14 protein-coding genes are annotated in these 15,354 nt (G+C 65.5%); 4 read left to right on the top strand and 10 right to left on the bottom strand.

Annotated elements, in window-relative coordinates; translation table 11 throughout:
- Positions 1-6 precede the first annotated feature (6 nt).
- The gene (locus RIE53_11640) at positions 7-1,071 is read right to left on the bottom strand and encodes an SUMF1/EgtB/PvdO family nonheme iron enzyme (GenBank protein MEQ9105334.1); all 1,065 of its coding nucleotides are present in this window, start codon (positions 1,069-1,071) and stop codon (positions 7-9) included.
- 35 nt (positions 1,072-1,106) lie between these two features.
- Here RIE53_11640 and RIE53_11635 point away from each other — a divergent pair, with 35 nt between their 5' ends.
- On the top strand, positions 1,107-2,789 hold the full coding sequence (locus RIE53_11635; protein ID MEQ9105333.1) for a PQQ-dependent sugar dehydrogenase: 1,683 nt from the start codon (positions 1,107-1,109) through the stop codon (positions 2,787-2,789).
- 8 nt (positions 2,790-2,797) lie between these two features.
- On the opposite strand, the gene queE is transcribed toward RIE53_11635, so the two are convergent.
- A complete protein-coding gene (queE, locus tag RIE53_11630) occupies positions 2,798-3,502 on the bottom strand; it encodes a 7-carboxy-7-deazaguanine synthase (protein MEQ9105332.1) in 705 nt (234 codons plus the stop codon).
- A gap of 78 nt (positions 3,503-3,580) precedes the next feature.
- Between queE and RIE53_11625 the strand changes: the two genes are divergently transcribed.
- A complete protein-coding gene (locus RIE53_11625; GenBank protein MEQ9105331.1) occupies positions 3,581-4,348 on the top strand; it encodes a 3-hydroxyacyl-CoA dehydrogenase in 768 nt (255 codons plus the stop codon).
- A gap of 10 nt (positions 4,349-4,358) precedes the next feature.
- Here RIE53_11625 and RIE53_11620 read toward each other — a convergent pair whose 3' ends face one another.
- Complete coding sequence (locus RIE53_11620) at positions 4,359-5,768, bottom strand: aldehyde dehydrogenase family protein (GenBank protein ID MEQ9105330.1); 1,410 nt, start codon at positions 5,766-5,768, stop codon at positions 4,359-4,361.
- A gap of 104 nt (positions 5,769-5,872) precedes the next feature.
- On the opposite strand from RIE53_11620, the gene RIE53_11615 reads away from it, so the two are divergent.
- Positions 5,873-6,880 carry a pyridoxal-phosphate dependent enzyme gene (locus RIE53_11615; protein MEQ9105329.1) on the top strand — a complete coding sequence of 336 codons (1,008 nt, stop codon included), beginning with the start codon at positions 5,873-5,875 and terminating at the stop codon, positions 6,878-6,880.
- Here RIE53_11615 and RIE53_11610 read toward each other — a convergent pair.
- Genes RIE53_11610 through RIE53_11590 form a run of 5 tightly spaced genes read right to left on the bottom strand, consistent with a single transcriptional unit; the run spans position 6,847 to position 13,279 of the window.
- Positions 6,847-8,145 carry a peptidoglycan DD-metalloendopeptidase family protein gene (locus RIE53_11610; protein ID MEQ9105328.1) on the bottom strand — a complete coding sequence of 433 codons (1,299 nt, stop codon included), beginning with the start codon at positions 8,143-8,145 and terminating at the stop codon, positions 6,847-6,849. The genes RIE53_11615 and RIE53_11610 overlap by 34 nt on opposite strands.
- Before the next feature lies 1 nt (position 8,146).
- On the bottom strand, positions 8,147-9,925 hold the full coding sequence (locus tag RIE53_11605) for an FG-GAP-like repeat-containing protein (protein ID MEQ9105327.1): 1,779 nt from the start codon (positions 9,923-9,925) through the stop codon (positions 8,147-8,149).
- On the bottom strand, positions 9,922-11,865 hold the full coding sequence (locus tag RIE53_11600; protein ID MEQ9105326.1) for a hypothetical protein: 1,944 nt from the start codon (positions 11,863-11,865) through the stop codon (positions 9,922-9,924). The genes RIE53_11605 and RIE53_11600 overlap by 4 nt, the downstream gene beginning before the upstream one ends.
- Complete coding sequence (locus RIE53_11595; GenBank protein MEQ9105325.1) at positions 11,862-12,443, bottom strand: cob(I)yrinic acid a,c-diamide adenosyltransferase; 582 nt, start codon at positions 12,441-12,443, stop codon at positions 11,862-11,864. Before RIE53_11595 ends, RIE53_11600 begins: the two co-directional genes overlap by 4 nt.
- Positions 12,440-13,279 carry an ABC transporter ATP-binding protein gene (locus tag RIE53_11590; protein MEQ9105324.1) on the bottom strand — a complete coding sequence of 280 codons (840 nt, stop codon included), beginning with the start codon at positions 13,277-13,279 and terminating at the stop codon, positions 12,440-12,442. Before RIE53_11590 ends, RIE53_11595 begins: the two co-directional genes overlap by 4 nt.
- A 100-nt stretch (positions 13,280-13,379) precedes the next feature.
- Between RIE53_11590 and RIE53_11585 the strand changes: the two genes are divergently transcribed.
- Positions 13,380-13,850: a hypothetical protein gene (locus RIE53_11585; GenBank protein MEQ9105323.1), complete on the top strand. Its 471-nt coding sequence runs from the start codon at positions 13,380-13,382 to the stop codon at positions 13,848-13,850.
- A gap of 9 nt (positions 13,851-13,859) precedes the next feature.
- Here RIE53_11585 and RIE53_11580 read toward each other — a convergent pair whose 3' ends face one another.
- Positions 13,860-14,708, bottom strand: coding sequence for an alpha/beta fold hydrolase (locus RIE53_11580; GenBank protein MEQ9105322.1), 849 nt, complete (start codon positions 14,706-14,708; stop codon positions 13,860-13,862).
- 3 nt (positions 14,709-14,711) lie between these two features.
- Entirely contained in the window at positions 14,712-15,353 is a 642-nt protein-coding gene (locus tag RIE53_11575; GenBank protein MEQ9105321.1) for a phosphatidate cytidylyltransferase, read from the bottom strand.
- Position 15,354 lies beyond the last annotated feature (1 nt).

Here is a 15,354-nt window from a genome sequence, read left to right as displayed (position 1 = left end):
TGATGGCTATTCGCCGAAGTTCAGACGCCAGAAGGCGGCCTGCTCTTCAGCGCTGGGTGGGTCGACCGGGCGGACAAGACGGAATCCCAGGAAAGGGGAGTCGGTGTTCCACCAGGAGCTTTTGGGTATCTGTGGGTCGCGGCGTTTCCAGTCCAGATTCGACCGGGAGCGGTTCGCGCAGCGGAGGTCTTCGGGATCGTCATCGAAGGCCCCGCCCCGGACGGTCCGCGGATGCATGGCGTCGGGTGCGCGGAACGGATTCACCGCCTCCGCCGACTCCGCGCCGGCCGATTCCGTAGACGCGGCCAATGTGCCGTAAAAATCCGTCTGATACTGGTCCAGCGTCCATTCGGCAACGTTTCCGTTCATGTCGAACAGGCCCCACGCGTTCGGCTGCTTCGTGCCGACCGGATGCGTCGTTTCGCCGCTGTTGTCCCAATGCCAGGCGTAGGGGTCCAGGGAATCGGGCGTCGCCGCCACGCCGAATGCGGTGCCCGTGCCCGCGCGGCACGCATATTCCCACTCGGCCTCCGTCGGCAGCCGGTAGAAGTCCCCGGTTTTGTCGGACAGCCATTTGGCATAGTGGAGGGCCGCCCATTGCGTCATGCCCGTCGCCGGATGGTCATCGACGCCCATTCCGTGGGTGGGATCCTCGTAGGGCGGGCTGGGCCGTGCGACGGCATCGGCACGGAAGGGCTGGTCGGCTGCCGTGGAATCGGAGTCCCTCCGGACGTCCCGGAACGGCGCGAACTGGTTGACCGTGATTTCGTGCGCCGTCATCCAGAATGCCGACAGTGTAACGGCCACGACGGGCCCCTCGTCAGGCTCATGCCAAGGGTCGTCGTCGGCACTGCCCATGGTGAACGATCCAGCGGGAATGTGCTGCAGCTGCAGCGCGGCCTTCGTGCCCGGGATCCAGACGGTTTCGGGCGTCATCCGATCCTGCGCATGGGCGCCCGCAACGACCACGATCAACACCAGAAACAGGACGGGCGCCTGCACACGGACACACGTTACGGCTGAATCCGGACGGGACCAGCAAAACCCGCCATTTGCGCGTAGGTTGATCATGCCCGAATGATACGACAACACGTCCCCCGAATGCCATGACACGCCTGCAGTTGATGACCACGTTCGTGGTTCCCGCGTTCCTTTTTCTTTGCCTGTGCGCGCGGGTGCCCACGGTGTCGGCGCAGCCGGTGGCGTTGCATCCGGGTGTTGAACTCGAAGCGACGTCCAATACGCTGATTGGCGTCCGGTTGGCGTTCGACGCATCGTCCGGGCACCTGCTCACCGCATCGCTTAACGGAGACATCCACGCGGTGCATCCGGATACGGACCAAATGGACGTGACGCTGCTTAACACGACGGCTGACCACGGCACACCGACACCGGTCATGGGCATGGCGGTGACATCGGACGGCACCATCTTCCTGGTCGGGAACGACGCCAACACCCACGCGGGGTACAACGTGGGCGTTATCCGTCGCGGCCGTGTCGGGTTGGATGGCAACCGGACGTGGGAGACGGTGGCCACGACCACGCCGTATCCGCGCAGCGGCACGAACTACGACCACAACATGAACGCCGTGACCGTCGGGCCGAATGGCCAGTTCCTGTACGTGAACAGCGGTTCGCGGACCGATCACGGCGAGGAGCAATCGAATAACGGTCAGTTTCCGGGTATCAGGGAAGTCCCGCTGACCTCGGCCATCCTCCGGATTCCGATCGACGCCACGGATGTGGTGTTGCCCGACGATGAGGCCTCGCTCATCCAGAACGGTTACCTGTTCGCCGACGGTTTCCGGAATACGTTTTCCATGGCCTTCAACGCCGAGGGCCGGTTGTTCGGCGTGGAAAACTCCGGCGATCGGGACGACAGCGAGGAAATGAATGAGATCGTAGAGGGCGGGCACTACGGGTTTCCCTGGCGGATTTCGCTCACCGATACACCCATGCAGTTTCCGGGCTACAATCCGTCCACCGATGTGCTGCTGAACCCGGAAGCCGGTGCTGTGCAATCCGGATTCTTCTACAACGATCCGGACTATCCGGCGCCGCCGGCTGGCGTGACGTTCACGGACCCCATCGTGAACGTGGGACCGGATGCCGATCTGTATCGTGACCCGGAGACGGGCGCTATCCTCGACGCATCCGATTCGGGGGTGACCATGGCGACCTTCACGTCCCACCGGTCGCCGCTTGGACTCGTCTTCGATACAGGCGACGCGTTGCCCGATCCGTTCACCGGGAACGCGTTGGCGCTCGGATGGACCGGCACGGAAAGCCCTTTGTTGGCGCCCTTCGAAGGCGAGGGGGAAGACTTGCTGCATCTTTCGTTCGTTGCCGGTTCGGATGCGTCGGCCATCCGCACCGAGCGGATAGCCGCCGGATTCCTGAATCCCATTGATGCCGTGCTCGTGGACGGGCGGTTGTACGTCCTGGAATTCGCGGGAGCCGGCCGTATCTGGCAGGTGAGTTTCGCGGCAGATACGGCGGTCGATGCGGCAATTCCCCTCGAACCGGCGCTCCTGAACGTGTATCCGAACCCGGTGTCAGACCGACTCACGGTCAATTACACATCGGAACGGACGGGCCCGGTCACCGCTGTGGTCTACGGCGTGGACGGGCGGCGGGTGGGCGTGGTTCGGCAGGCCAGCGTGGTTGCAGGCGTTGAATGGCGGCTGGCATGGGATGTCGCCGGACTCGCTGCGGGCGTTTATGTCGTGGTCGTCGAGTCGCCGGGACATGCACCGGCACGGAAGGTATTTGTCCGTTTGCCCCGCTGAACAGCCGCTTATGGCACGCCCAGGAGCTTGTGGGTCTGCAGGCTGAGCTTCCATTGCGGATGCTCGGCGCAGTACGCTCGGGCATCCTCGGTGAATTGCTCGCGGTCGGGGCCGTCCATGGGCTGCAGGTAGAAATGCTCGAAGTCCATGTGGGAGAAAGACCCGGGCAGCGCCCGGGGTTGCCTGTACACCAATTTCAGCTCGCTGCCGCGGGTCAGCGTGACCGGCGCACCGGCTTTGGGCGATACGCAGATCCAGTCCAGCCCGGGTGGCGCGGGCTGCGTGCCATTGGTCTCCACGCCGACCTCCAGACCGGCATCATGCAAGGCCGAGACCAACGATGCGTCGAGCTGCAGGAGCGGTTCGCCACCGGTGCAGACCACATAGGGTGGGGCTGTGGCTGAGCGGTCCGCAAACGGTGCGTGGAACGCAGCAAGCCCGGCGCAATCGTCCGCGCCCGGCGGCAGGGCCGCATCCCATTCCTCCCGCACGCGTTCTGCCAGCGCGACCGCCGAGCGGTATTTCCCGCCGCCCGGCCCGTCCGTGCCCACGAAATCCGTATCACAGAACTGACAGATGGCCTGTTCGCGGTCTTCTTCCCGGCCCGTCCACAGGTTGCATCCGGCAAAACGCAGGAATACCGCGGGGCGACCGGTGTGGTGCCCCTCGCCCTGAACGGTCTTGTAGATTTCCTTGACGGTGTAGACCGGCATTTTCGCCCGGGATTCAAGCACCGCGACAAGCGGTGCGCGTACTTTGATGCATTCGATCAACCAACACCAAAGGATGCCATGCAGATCCAGGGAAACACTTTTTTGGTAACCGGCGCCAGCAGCGGTCTCGGCGGCGGTACAGCGGACCGGCTCATTGAGCTCGGCGCAAACGTGGTACTCGCTGACGTCAACGACGAGGCCGGACAGGCGAAAGCGGCCGCTCTGGGTGACCGGGCCGTGTTCGTCCGGACGGACGTCACGAGTGAGGAAAGCGTACGGGCGGCCGTCAAGACCGCCGTTGACCGTTTCGGCGGGCTGCAGGGCGTCGTGAATTGCGCCGGCATCCTGGTGGCGAAGAAGACCTGGGGCTCGAAAGGCGTCCACGACCTGGAGAGCTTCCAGCGCGTGATCATGGTGAACCTGGTGGGCACGTTCAACGTCATCCGGTTGGCTGCTGAAGCCATGGCGGAAAACGCTCCGACGGAAGAGGGCGAGCGCGGTATTGTCATCAATACGGCCTCCGTTGCTGCCTTTGAAGGACAGATCGGCCAGGCCGCCTATTCCGCATCGAAAGGCGGCGTCGTTGGCATGACCCTGCCCATCGCCCGCGACCTGTCACGGACCGGCATCCGCGTCATGACCATTGCCCCCGGCATCTTCGAAACCCCCATGGTCGCCGGCATGCCACCCGATGTACAGGCCTCCCTGGCCGCGCAGATTCCGTTCCCGTCCCGGCTCGGCAAGCCCGCCGACTACGCGTTCCTGGCGCAGCACATCATTGAGAACGTGAAGCTGAACGGCGAAACCATCCGGCTCGATGGCGCCATCCGCATGGGCCCGAAATAAGCCCGCGGACTCAACTCAGCCTCATGAGCCAATCCACGAGCTTCGTGGTGCGGCTGGAGTAGGGCGGATAGAGCCGCTCGACAATGCCCGCGCCGAACCGGCGGCGCATGAGCGTCTGTTCGTTCGAAAAGGCCTGGAAACCGGCGTGGCCGTGGCTTCGGCCAATGCCGCTGGTGCCGATTCCGCCGAACCCCACTTCCGGATTCACGAAGTGGAGCAGGGTCTCGTTCTGGCAGATGGCTCCCGTTCGGATGCGTGCGCCGAGCGCCCGTGCCAGGTCGTCGTCCTTGGAGAACACGTAGGCCGACAGGGGATGCTGCGCCGAGCGGATGCGCTCCAGCATGCCCTCGAATGACGCGTACGTCACGATGGGAAGGATGGGGCCGAAGATTTCCTCCTGCATGACCCGCGCATCATCGGGGACGTTAACGAGCAGGGTCGGCTCGACGTATCGGTCGGCTGAATCGTGGCCGCCTCCGAAGGCCGTGCGGGCGCCGAGGCGCGTCGCATCATCCAGAAGACGGACCTGCCGCTCGAAATGCTCCGGCGTCACGATCCGGGCCAGATCGGGCGTGGCGTGGCGGTCTTTGGCCGTTTCGCCGTATCGGGTCGAGATTTCGTTGACGAGGGCGCCCAGGAAGTCCGTGAACACGTCCCGGTGGACCAGGACATGATCGGGCGCTATGCAGGTCTGCCCGGCGTTGGCAAATTTGCCATATACGATCCGGGATGCCGCCAGGGCCAAATCGGCGGTCCCGTCGACCACAGCCGGGGTTTTGCCGCCGAGTTCCAGCGTGACCGATGCCGGATGCGCTGCGGCGGCCTGCATGACGAGCCGGCCCACGCGGGGGCTGCCCGTGAAATGGACGTGGCGGAAGGGGAGTTCCAGGAGGCGCTGGGCGACGTCGGGACCACCCTGGACGACCACGGCATCTTCCGGGCCCAGGAGGTCCGAAACCATGTTCTGGATGAGAGCGGCGGTCGCGGACGTATGTTCGGACGGCTTCACGAAGACCGGGCACCCGGCGGCGATGGCGTGGACGAGCGGGCCGAGCGTGAGCGTGATCGGGTAATTCCAGGGCGCCAGGATGAGCGACGGGCCCACGGGCTCGTACCGGGTTTCCCATGTGGTGCCGGCCAGGAACGTCGGCGCGCGGTGGCTGCGGGGCTTCATCCAGTCGCGCAGATTCCGGATAGCATGGTCGATTTCAATGACGACGGGCGCGATTTCGGTGGCATCCACTTCCTGGGGGGGCTTCCGGAAATCGGCGTGGAGGGCCTTCCGGATGGCCGGCCGGTGATGCATTAGGAGCGCACGGAGACGGCCCAGCCGGTCCAGTCTGTCCTGGGCGGTGGGCGCCGGTGCGGATTCGAAGGCCGCCAACTGGTGGTCGAACAGGGTGGTGAAGGATCCGGACATGGGCGGGCGGTGCGTCGGATGCGCCGAGCGGTGGATAGGATGCCTTCTGAAGATAGCGATTCCGAACCCGATTGCGGAGGGGGCGTTCTGACGGCATGTTGACCATGGAACACATTCGTGAAGCCGCGGCCTTCCTGGAGGGTCGGGTGCGCCGGACGCCGGTGGAGGCGTCTCCGGGATTGTCCGAGCGGCTCGGCGCTCCGGTCTACCTTAAGCTGGAGAACTGGCAGCTGACCGGCAGTTTCAAGATCCGGGGCGCGCTGTTCGGGTTGCATCGACTGATGCTGGAGGGGCATACGCGCATAGCTACGTGCTCGGCCGGCAATCATGGACGGGGTCTGGCACGGGCCGCGCAGATGCTCGGCGCGGAGGCCACCATTTTCGTTCCGGCATCCGTGGATCCGGCCAAATTGGCCGGGATGCAAGCGGACGGCGCCACGGTGGAAACCAGCCCGTGGCCCGGATTCGACCGGACCGAGGCGTGGGCCAAGGAGGTCTGCCGCGAACGGGGATTGCCGTTCCTGAGCGCATATGACCATGTGGATATCATGGCCGCCAACGGGGGCAGCGTGGCGCTCGAAGTGGATGCGCAATTGCCCGACGGGACCTTGACCTGCGTCATGCCCGTGGGCGGCGGCGGTCATTCCGCCGGATTCGCCCGCGCCATGCAGGAATTACGCCCCGGATCGCAGATCGTTGCCGCCCAGGCCGCGGCATCCCCCGCGCTGGCGCAGTCCCTGGAGGCGGGCTCGGCGGTGACCAGGCTTGACGGGCCGGGGACCCTGGCACATGGATTGGAAGGGGGACTGGGGGCCGCGCCGTTCGAAATCCTGCGGGACGCCGTCCATCACGTGGCGCTCATTGACGAAGACGCCATCCGGGGCGCCATGCGCTGGATGGCCGCCGAACATCAAATGATGATCGAGGCGTCGGCGTCGGTCGCGGTAGCGGCGTGCCTCGCGGGGGATATGCCCACAGTGGCTGCTACCCGCGGCGGGGGAAAACCCGTGGTCGTATTCATTTCCGGCCGGAATGTGGCCCTGGAAACGTTCCTGGAGATCGTGGATCGTTCGGGGCCCTACCCCGAAAAATCGCCAAGCAGCATGGCGTAGCTCGGCTCCAGGCCCGAGTCCATGAAAGGCGCATCGAGCGTGGCGCGGTACCGGTTTCGGAGGTCATCGAACGATGCACGGTGCGAGTCCGGAATGGGGCCGACCGACGGGATATCCAGGCGACGGTGGTCCACCTGCTGGCCGTTCATCCAGAAGCGGTAGCAGACGTGGTTGCCCGTGGCCAGGCCGGTCGCGCCTACATAGCCAATGACCTGTCCCTGCTTCACCTTCACACCGGGGCGCATGCCGGAAGCAATCCGGGACATGTGCAGGTACTGCGTGGTGTAGGTGCTGTTGTGCCGGATTTTGACGTAATTGCCGTTGTACTGCCCGAATGTGGCCTCGGTCACAATACCGTCTCCGGTGGCCTTGATGGGCGTTCCGCGATCGGCGGCGTAGTCGGTCCCGAGATGGGCCTTATAGCGCTTCTGGACGGGGTGGAACCGCCGACCGGAATAGCCGGAAGAAATCCGGGAATACTCGACCGGGGCAATCAGGAAGGCCTTCCGGAGGCTGTTGCCGTCCTGGTCGTAATGTTCGTCGAGGTCGGCCTCCTCATTCACGTAGCGGAACGCGTAAAAGTCCGAACCGAAGTGCTTGAAGCGGGCGGCGAGGATGTCGCCCACACCAACCGCCTCGTCGCCGATGTACTCTTCTTCAAAGATGATGCGGAAGGAATCGCCTTTCTGGATGCGATAGAAATCGATCTGCCAGGCGAATACCTCGGACATCCGGGTAGCGACCGCCGGATGGATGTCCTGCTGCATGAGCGTCACGTACAGCGAGCTGGTGATGGTGCCTTCCACCGTGCGCAACCGCGTCTCCACGGGCCGGTCCACCAGGCGGACGGTACCGGACCCCGCCAGGTCGAACACCACGTAGCTGGTCACATTCGGCTCGTAAACCAGGTAGCGCGCGGTGTTCGTGGAGTCGTTCATGTAGACCCGGTACGGGCGCGCCGATTTCAGGCGACGGACATCGAACGTCGACCGGGAATCCTGGGCCAGGGTCACAATGCGCTCGTAGGGAACGCCATACGGCGTCAGGAGGTCGGAAAATGTGGCGTTCCGGGGGATGCGGTCTTCAACGGTGGAGAATCCCTGTCCGGGCAGGCCGAACTCGTCAAAGGACACCGATGCGGTGGGCGCTGACCCGGCCAAATCGGCGTCCAACGCGGCACGCGACTGGTTCGAGGCCTGATAGAAAAGGAACAACAGGATGCCGATAGCCAACAGGGAGGCCGGCACGAGCGGTTTCAGGCGCATGTCAGAGTGGTGAAGTGACAACCAGTATTCTTGAAGATACGCCGAAGTGCGCAGAATAACGCAATACGTGGACTCCCGGCGCCAGGTTCAACCGGGAAAGATCCACTTCGCCCGCTTGGCCCTGCCAAATCAATCGTCCCAACGCATCGAACAGGGAGACGTTTCGGGCCGGGTGAAGAGACTCGGGATTGGTGGAGGATGGGGCAAGCATCACCCTTATCCGGCCATTGGACGGCACCGGGTTGGGCCAGACGTCCAGATCCGGATCCATCTGTCCATCCGTTCCGGGAATCGCGTCCACCCTGACCACGCTACTGTGTGCCAGGCGGACCACCGCATACGGATCATCCCCGGACCACATGCCCGTGGCCGTGGTGCGCTCCCCGTCCGGCCAGGTCACGTCGACCGTGAACTCCGGACCGGCATCCCCGACACCGAACAACAACCGCCGGGATTGCTGGGACAGGTAGCTGTCGCCCGCCAACTGCCATCGCAGCCATGCGTGGCCGCCGGCGGCCACGCGCACCCGGGCACCCACCGCCGTCCGGTTCCCCGGTGGTCCGTCCAGCACCACCCCCACGCGACGCCCCGGGGCGTCGGTAACGTTCAGAAGCAGCCGGTGCCGCCCGTTCATGTCGGGAATAATGAAGTCGGGCAGTCCGTCCCGGTTGATGTCCCCCCACGCGAGCCCGTACGATTCGGAGAGCGCAGCGAAACCGGCCGATGCGCCCTGTTCGGAATAGTTCACGGGTCCCGTCCGCTCGAAAAACAGGGACGGCGTCCCGTCGTATCCGCTCGTGTTCACGACCGCGAGGTCCAGGTCGCCGTCCGCATCGGCATCGGCCAGCACGGTGCCCCAGGACATCCCGTTCCGGTCGGCTCCCCACGCCACGGCCTGGTCCGACCATGTGGGTCCGGTGATGTGCGCGTGGCTCACGAACAGGCCCGCCCGGCCAATGCGGGTCACGTGGAAATCGGGTATGCCGTCCTCGTTCACGTCGCCCACCGAGAGTCCCATCGTGTTGCCTGGACCGATGTCGAAAAGGCCACGCGACTGGGCCGATTCCACGAACAAGCCCCCGCCCTGGTTCAGGAACAGTCGGCTCCGTTGCTGGCCGTCATACAGGGCATACAGATCCGGATGGTCATCGCTGTCCACGTCCACGAACACGGCCTGCATGGGAAAGGACCCGGTCGCATCCACAACGCCGCGCGAAAGGGCCTCCTCCCGGTAGGAACCGTTCCCATCGGCCATGAACAGCCGGTCGGGCGCCTGCGGAGCCGTCAGGAATACATCCAGCCAGCCGTCCCCGTCCACGTCGGCCACGGCGCCGGTGGCTGTCGGCCCGGTCATCGACAATCCCGCGGCATCGGTGATGTCCTCGAACGTTGACCCGTGTCCCGGGGCGCCGCCGAGATTCCGGTACAGGACCGTTCTCGTGCCCCCCACCAGCAGGTCCGGAAACGCATCGGCGTCATGGTCAAACCAAATCACGAAGGCACGCACTCCACCGCCCGGCAGGCCGCCCGCTGGGGTGACGTCCCGGAACGTTCCGTCCTTCTGGTTGGCCCACAACCGGACCTGGCCATCCACGGCCGCAAAGGTGAGATCATCCCAGCCGTCCCGATTGAAGTCCGCGAAGCTGACGCCGGACGCTCCCCCAATGCGCTCCAGCCCGGCGGCCATCGTGACGTCCTGAAATCGGATGGGCGTGTCCTGGGCGATTGCCGACGCAGCACCGAACGCGCACGCGGCCATCGCTATCGCGGCGCGCGTCATGGCGGCGGCACCGTCCCGCCCAGTCGTTCCAGGATCACACGCGGACGGACCTGGTCCGGATACCGGTCCACGTGTGCGCGGAGCGTCTGGAGGGCATCCCGGCCGCGCCCGGTGGCGGCCATGAGCGCGACCAACCGGACCACGGCATCCTCGTTCGATGCGTCCAGCGCCAACGCCCGCCTGAAGGCCGCCTCGGCCTCTGTCGTTCGGCGGAGGTCGACCAGCGCACTGCCCAGGGCCACCTGGAGCGCCGGGGTTTCCTCGAGCGCCAGGGCGCGCTCGTACCACCGGACGGCCTCCGCCGAATGCCCGGCTGTGGCATGCAGCGCACCGAGTTCCGCCGCCGGACCGGGCAGGAACGGGTATTGCAGGGTCAGTGCCCGGGCGGCCCGGATGGCGCTGTCCAGGTCGGCCGTCTGTCGTTGGCGCATGCGCCATGTGGCGGTCGCCTGCTGCCACCCCGTCTGGCGGCGGAACAGGGCCAGCGCAAGCGTATCCAAGAAGGAGCGGGCCTGCAGCGTATCCCGGAACGCATTCACGCCGGGCGGTTGGAACGGCCACGCGCCCATGAGTTGCATCAACCGGAGTTCGCCGAAGCGCCGGTCCACCGGAGTCACGGCGAGTGACGCCTTCCAGGCGCCGGTATCCACCGTGGGGGCCAGGCCGGCCGCCGTCAGCGCATCCATGAAGGCACGCGCCACCAGGAAGGTGCCGTCGATGTTCGGGTGCAGATGCTCGAGCATGTGCCGGTTGCCGATGACGCCGTCGGGCGACGCGCTCCGCAGCGCCGTTTCGGCATCGACCACCGTGACATGCCTCCCGATTTTGCCCTGGATTCCTACCGGTTCTGTGCCCAGCGCACGGATGATGCCATTTATTTCAGAAGATGCGCGGAAACGGAGGGCATCCCGATCGCGGGCGGCCAAGAGATAGGGGGCGGCTGACCGATCGACCTGAGCCGGGGCAGGTCCCGTTTCCAGTGCCAAATGTCCACGGGCGAACCAGGCCGATGCGCCGAGCGGTTCGCGGGCAATGAGCCCCGAAAGGGCGGTGGTGTCGCCGGCGGCCGCGGCCCGGCGGACGTCCGCGCGGTAGGCGTCGGGGTCGGCGACGGCATCCACGAACGGGGCCTGGTCCCGTTCGTTCGACGCAATGGTGGAAATGAACACCGGAATGCCGGAATCCCGGTAGATGTCCAGCAGCTTCGACAGGTTGTGCCCGAACTGGTCAATGCCCTGCCGGTGGACCTCAGAGCCGTACGGGATGACCTGTTCGCCCACCATCCGTTCCATGAGGGTGCTGCGCGTGGCCGTCTCGCCGGCCGAAGTCCGGAACAGTCCGGCCAACCGGGAGAGTCCCTGGTCCAACAGCCGGAACGTGTGCAGCCGTTGCAGGGACAGGTACAGGTTCACGAACGACGGATTCCGGCCCAGCGCCTGCGCCGAGCCGACCCCCAGCACCCCGTAGTACTCGTTGTGACCGGCGTAGATGAGCACGGCATCCGGCTGGATATCCACGATTTCGCGGGCCACGTCGGCCAGGGCATACGAATTGATAGCGGCCATGGACGTGTTGATGACATCCACGTGCCGATCAGGGAGAGCATCTTCCAGGGCCTGATCCAGCATCCGGGAAAAGGCACCGCCATAATAGTAGGGGTATCCGGCTGCGCTGGAGCCGCCCTGGACCACCAGCCGGAGGCCGCCCTCGGGTTTCGACGCCGGAAACGCGTCACCGAGCGCTGTGGGGAGGGACGTTTCACTCCGGAACCAGCGGGCGGCCACGTCCGGATTCTGCACGCGCCACCCCGGAATGCCCTCCACGTCCATGAACAGCGGCGGGTAGGCCGCCGTCCCGGTAAGCCTGAGTCCAGCCTCAAGGAGCGCCAGCAGAACGAACGGCAGCGCCACGGCAAGAAGCGTGAACAGGCGTTTTTTCATGGGGCCGGGGGCAGCCACTCGTTGTCCGGTACGCCGAGCGCATGGTTTACGGCGCGGGTGGCCGTGAACAGCCAGTCGGAGAGGCGATTCAGGTACACGATGGTGTGCTCGTTGATGTCTTCCTGCTCGGCCAGCGCAACCACCAACCGCTCGGCCCGCCGGCAGACCGTGCGGGCCAGATGCAGATGGGCGGCCATCATGCTGCCACCCGGAAGGATGAAGCGTTTCAGCGGGGCGAGATCGGCGTCGAGGGCATCTATTTCCGTCTCGAGGGTGCGGACGTGGTCCTCCGTAACGCGGACGGTTGCCGCGCGCGCATCGGATGGCGTGGCCAGGTCCGCGCCGATGATGAACAGCTCGCGCTGGACGCGATCGAGGGTGGCGAGGACGGCGCCGAGCGCATCGTCCGAAAGCGAAGCCCGATCGAGGGACCGGCCGGATGCCATGACCATGCCGAGCACGGAATTCAGCTCATCGACCGTGCCGTAGCTTTCAATCCGGATGTGGTGTTTGGATACGCGGGGGCCGCCGAAGAGGCCGGTTTTGCCGGTGTCGCCGGTACGGGTGTAGATTTTCATGGGACCTGCAACGCTGCATGCCCGGCGCGTGTTGCCGGACCGGTGAACCGGACCTGGAGCCCGTCTTCCCGGTGTTCCACGACGGCCTCCATCCGGAAGACATCGCGCAGCAGGGCCGGGGTGAGGACCGCTTCGGGGGCACCAAGAGCCACCAGGCGGCCCCGGTCGAGTACGGCCATGCGATCGGAAAACCGGGCGGCCAGTTCCAGGTCGTGGAAGGCCCCGACCACGGTGGTCCCGGCATCCACCTGGCGGCGCACGTGCACCATGAATTCGTACTGGTGATGAACGTCGAGGTACGTGGTCGGCTCGTCCAGCAGCAGTACGTCGGCCTCCTGGACAAGGGCCTGTGCCAGGAAGACCCGCTGTTGCTCGCCGCCCGACAGGGATTCGAAGGAGCGGTCCTCGAACCCGGCGAGGTCCACCGTGCGGAGCGCGGCCGACATCCGCTCGTGGTCGCTCCGATCGAAGGTGGCCAGCAGTCCCTTGTGGGGGGACCGGCCGAGCAGCACCAGCTCATCCACCCGGAAGTCGAAGGCCACCGACCGGGTCTGACGGACCATGGCCAGGCGCCGGGCGCGCTCGGCCGGTCGCCACGCGCGGATGCCCTGGCCCATGAGGTCCACCGAGCCGGTGTGGGGCAGCAGTCCGGCCAGCGTCCGCAACAGTGTGGTCTTGCCGCTGCCGTTGGGTCCGACCAGGCCGAGCCACTCACAGCGCTCTACGCGGAACGACAGGTCTCTGAGAATGGGGCGGCCGGCCAGGTCCACGCCCAGGCCATGCGCGTCCAGGATGGCGCCGGTGGCGGATGGAGGTATGGGGCGGTCCGGTGGCAATTCGGGGCAGGAGCAGGTTGCGGTCGGGAACGGCGGGCGTCGGTAAAGGTAGGTCCACGCACCGTCCCCGGACAACCCGGATGGTCAACCACGGATCCGCATGATTTCCCGAATCGTTTTCATTTTCGTCCTCTTCCTGGCAGTGGCCGGATGCGACACACAGGAACGCCAGTCGGAGTTCGTGGACGACGCGAGCCTGCCGGCATCCGGATTCGCGCGGACCGACGCCGACGGGATCGTACTGAACGACGACCTCGACGACTGGCGGACATCGCCGGTCTACGGGGGCAAGGTCCGGTTCGACCCCGCTTATCCGAATCCGGCTGCCGGGAATTTCGTGACGTTGCCGGTGACGGTCCTGGAATTCAATGCCGTCCAGGGTGGGCTGGTCCTCAGGGCCCGCGATGCCGAGGGACGTCTGCGTACACTCGACGACCTGCTGCAAACGACCGATCCGGGCGTCTATGTGTTCTCCTTCGCCCCGACCATCCTGGCGCGGACGGGTCTCGTGCGGGTGTTTGTGTTCGACAGGCTCGGAGAGATCGTCTCCTACGGCGACATTCAAATGTAACCTGCCAGGTTACATTTCCAGGCCGGCCACGATTTCGGCAAAGAATGCCGTGGACGTGTACGTGGACGAGGCCAACAGGTCAATGCCGATCTGCTGGGCGTGATCGGCATCCAGTTCGCCCATGAACGTGCCCCATTTGGCCGATTCCACCGATACGAATCCGTCGTTCACGCCCTCCCGGGCATACAGCATGAGGTTCAGCGGGCGCAGCACCGGGTTGATGGAGGTGTCGGTGCCTTTTCCGGCGCGTCCTGCCCAGGACCGGTAGACCACGTCCGGATGGTCCGGAACCTCGGGATTGAAGGTCTCCTGCACGTACTCCGGCGTCAGATCGTGGACGGCACGCCGGAAATCCGCTTTCCCCCCGTCCAGGACGCGCTCTCCAGCCCAGTTGGCCGCTTCGGATATCCATCCCTGCAAACGCTCCGGTCGCTCCAGCACGATGTTGGCGAGGGCGCTGCCCTGATGGGGGGTGGCAATGGTGGTGAGACTCAGGACGTGCCGGGCATAATCCAGTTGGCTGATGAGCCAGCGCGCATCGAGGCCACCCATGGAGTGGGCAATGAGGTGCACCTTGTCCGCGCCCGTTTCCGCCAGGATCTGATCCAGGCGGTCGCGCCACATTTCGGCCCGGATGGGGACGGTCTGGTAGGGGGATACATTCGGTGCGTAGGCCGTCACGCCGCGAAGCCGGAGGTACATCGCCTCATCGTGCAGGTGCCCGCCCTTGACCAGCACGGACAGCAGGCCGAACCCGTGCATGAGGACGACGGGATGCGCAATCCGGATGACCGGAGGTTGCGGGAAGGCATCCAGGCTGGCAAACCGCTTGAAGGCGGCATCGGTGAGTTTGGCCATCGGCTAAAAAAAGTAGTGCAGTCCGTAAAGTACGCCCGCCGCGCCGAGCGGTGCCGCCAGGTTGTCGTTGACGGGCAGGGGCAGGGTTTCCAGTACGGCGGCCGTCACCACGGCTACCCCGAGCATCCACAATGGAAACGCAAACGGCGCGAACGGAACGAACGGGGCAGCCAGCGCGACCGCCGAGCCCATCCCCACGAGCAGGAAGGCCACCGTGCCCTCCATGGTCCGCTCTGAGACGCCCCAGTGCAGACGCCCAATACCCCGTCCCACAAGCGCCGCTGCCGCATCCCCGAGCATGAACACCACGAAACTCACGACGGCCACGTCCACCGGAAACAGCAGGGTGAGCAAGGCCATGCTCGTCAGCACCCACGACGCGCCATTCACGCGGACGGGCGCGCCGACCCGGGGGCGTTCCGCGCGGCGCATCATCCATCCGAATCCGGTATCGATGGTACGGTTCAACCAGACCCATCGCACGCGGAGCACATCCAGGGCGAGGGCCGTGAGGGCGAGCGGCAGGAGGATCCACAGGGCGAGCGGCTTGCCGAGCAGGACGACCCCGACCGGCAGGACCAGGGCCAGCAGGTGGAGGGCTTTCCGGTAGAGTTCTCCGGAATACGGCAAATCGGGATGGGTCATC

The organism is Rhodothermales bacterium, assembly GCA_040221055.1.
Taxonomy (GTDB): Bacteria; Bacteroidota; Rhodothermia; order Rhodothermales; family UBA10348; genus 1-14-0-65-60-17.
This window is presented reverse-complemented; position numbering and strand designations above follow the sequence as displayed.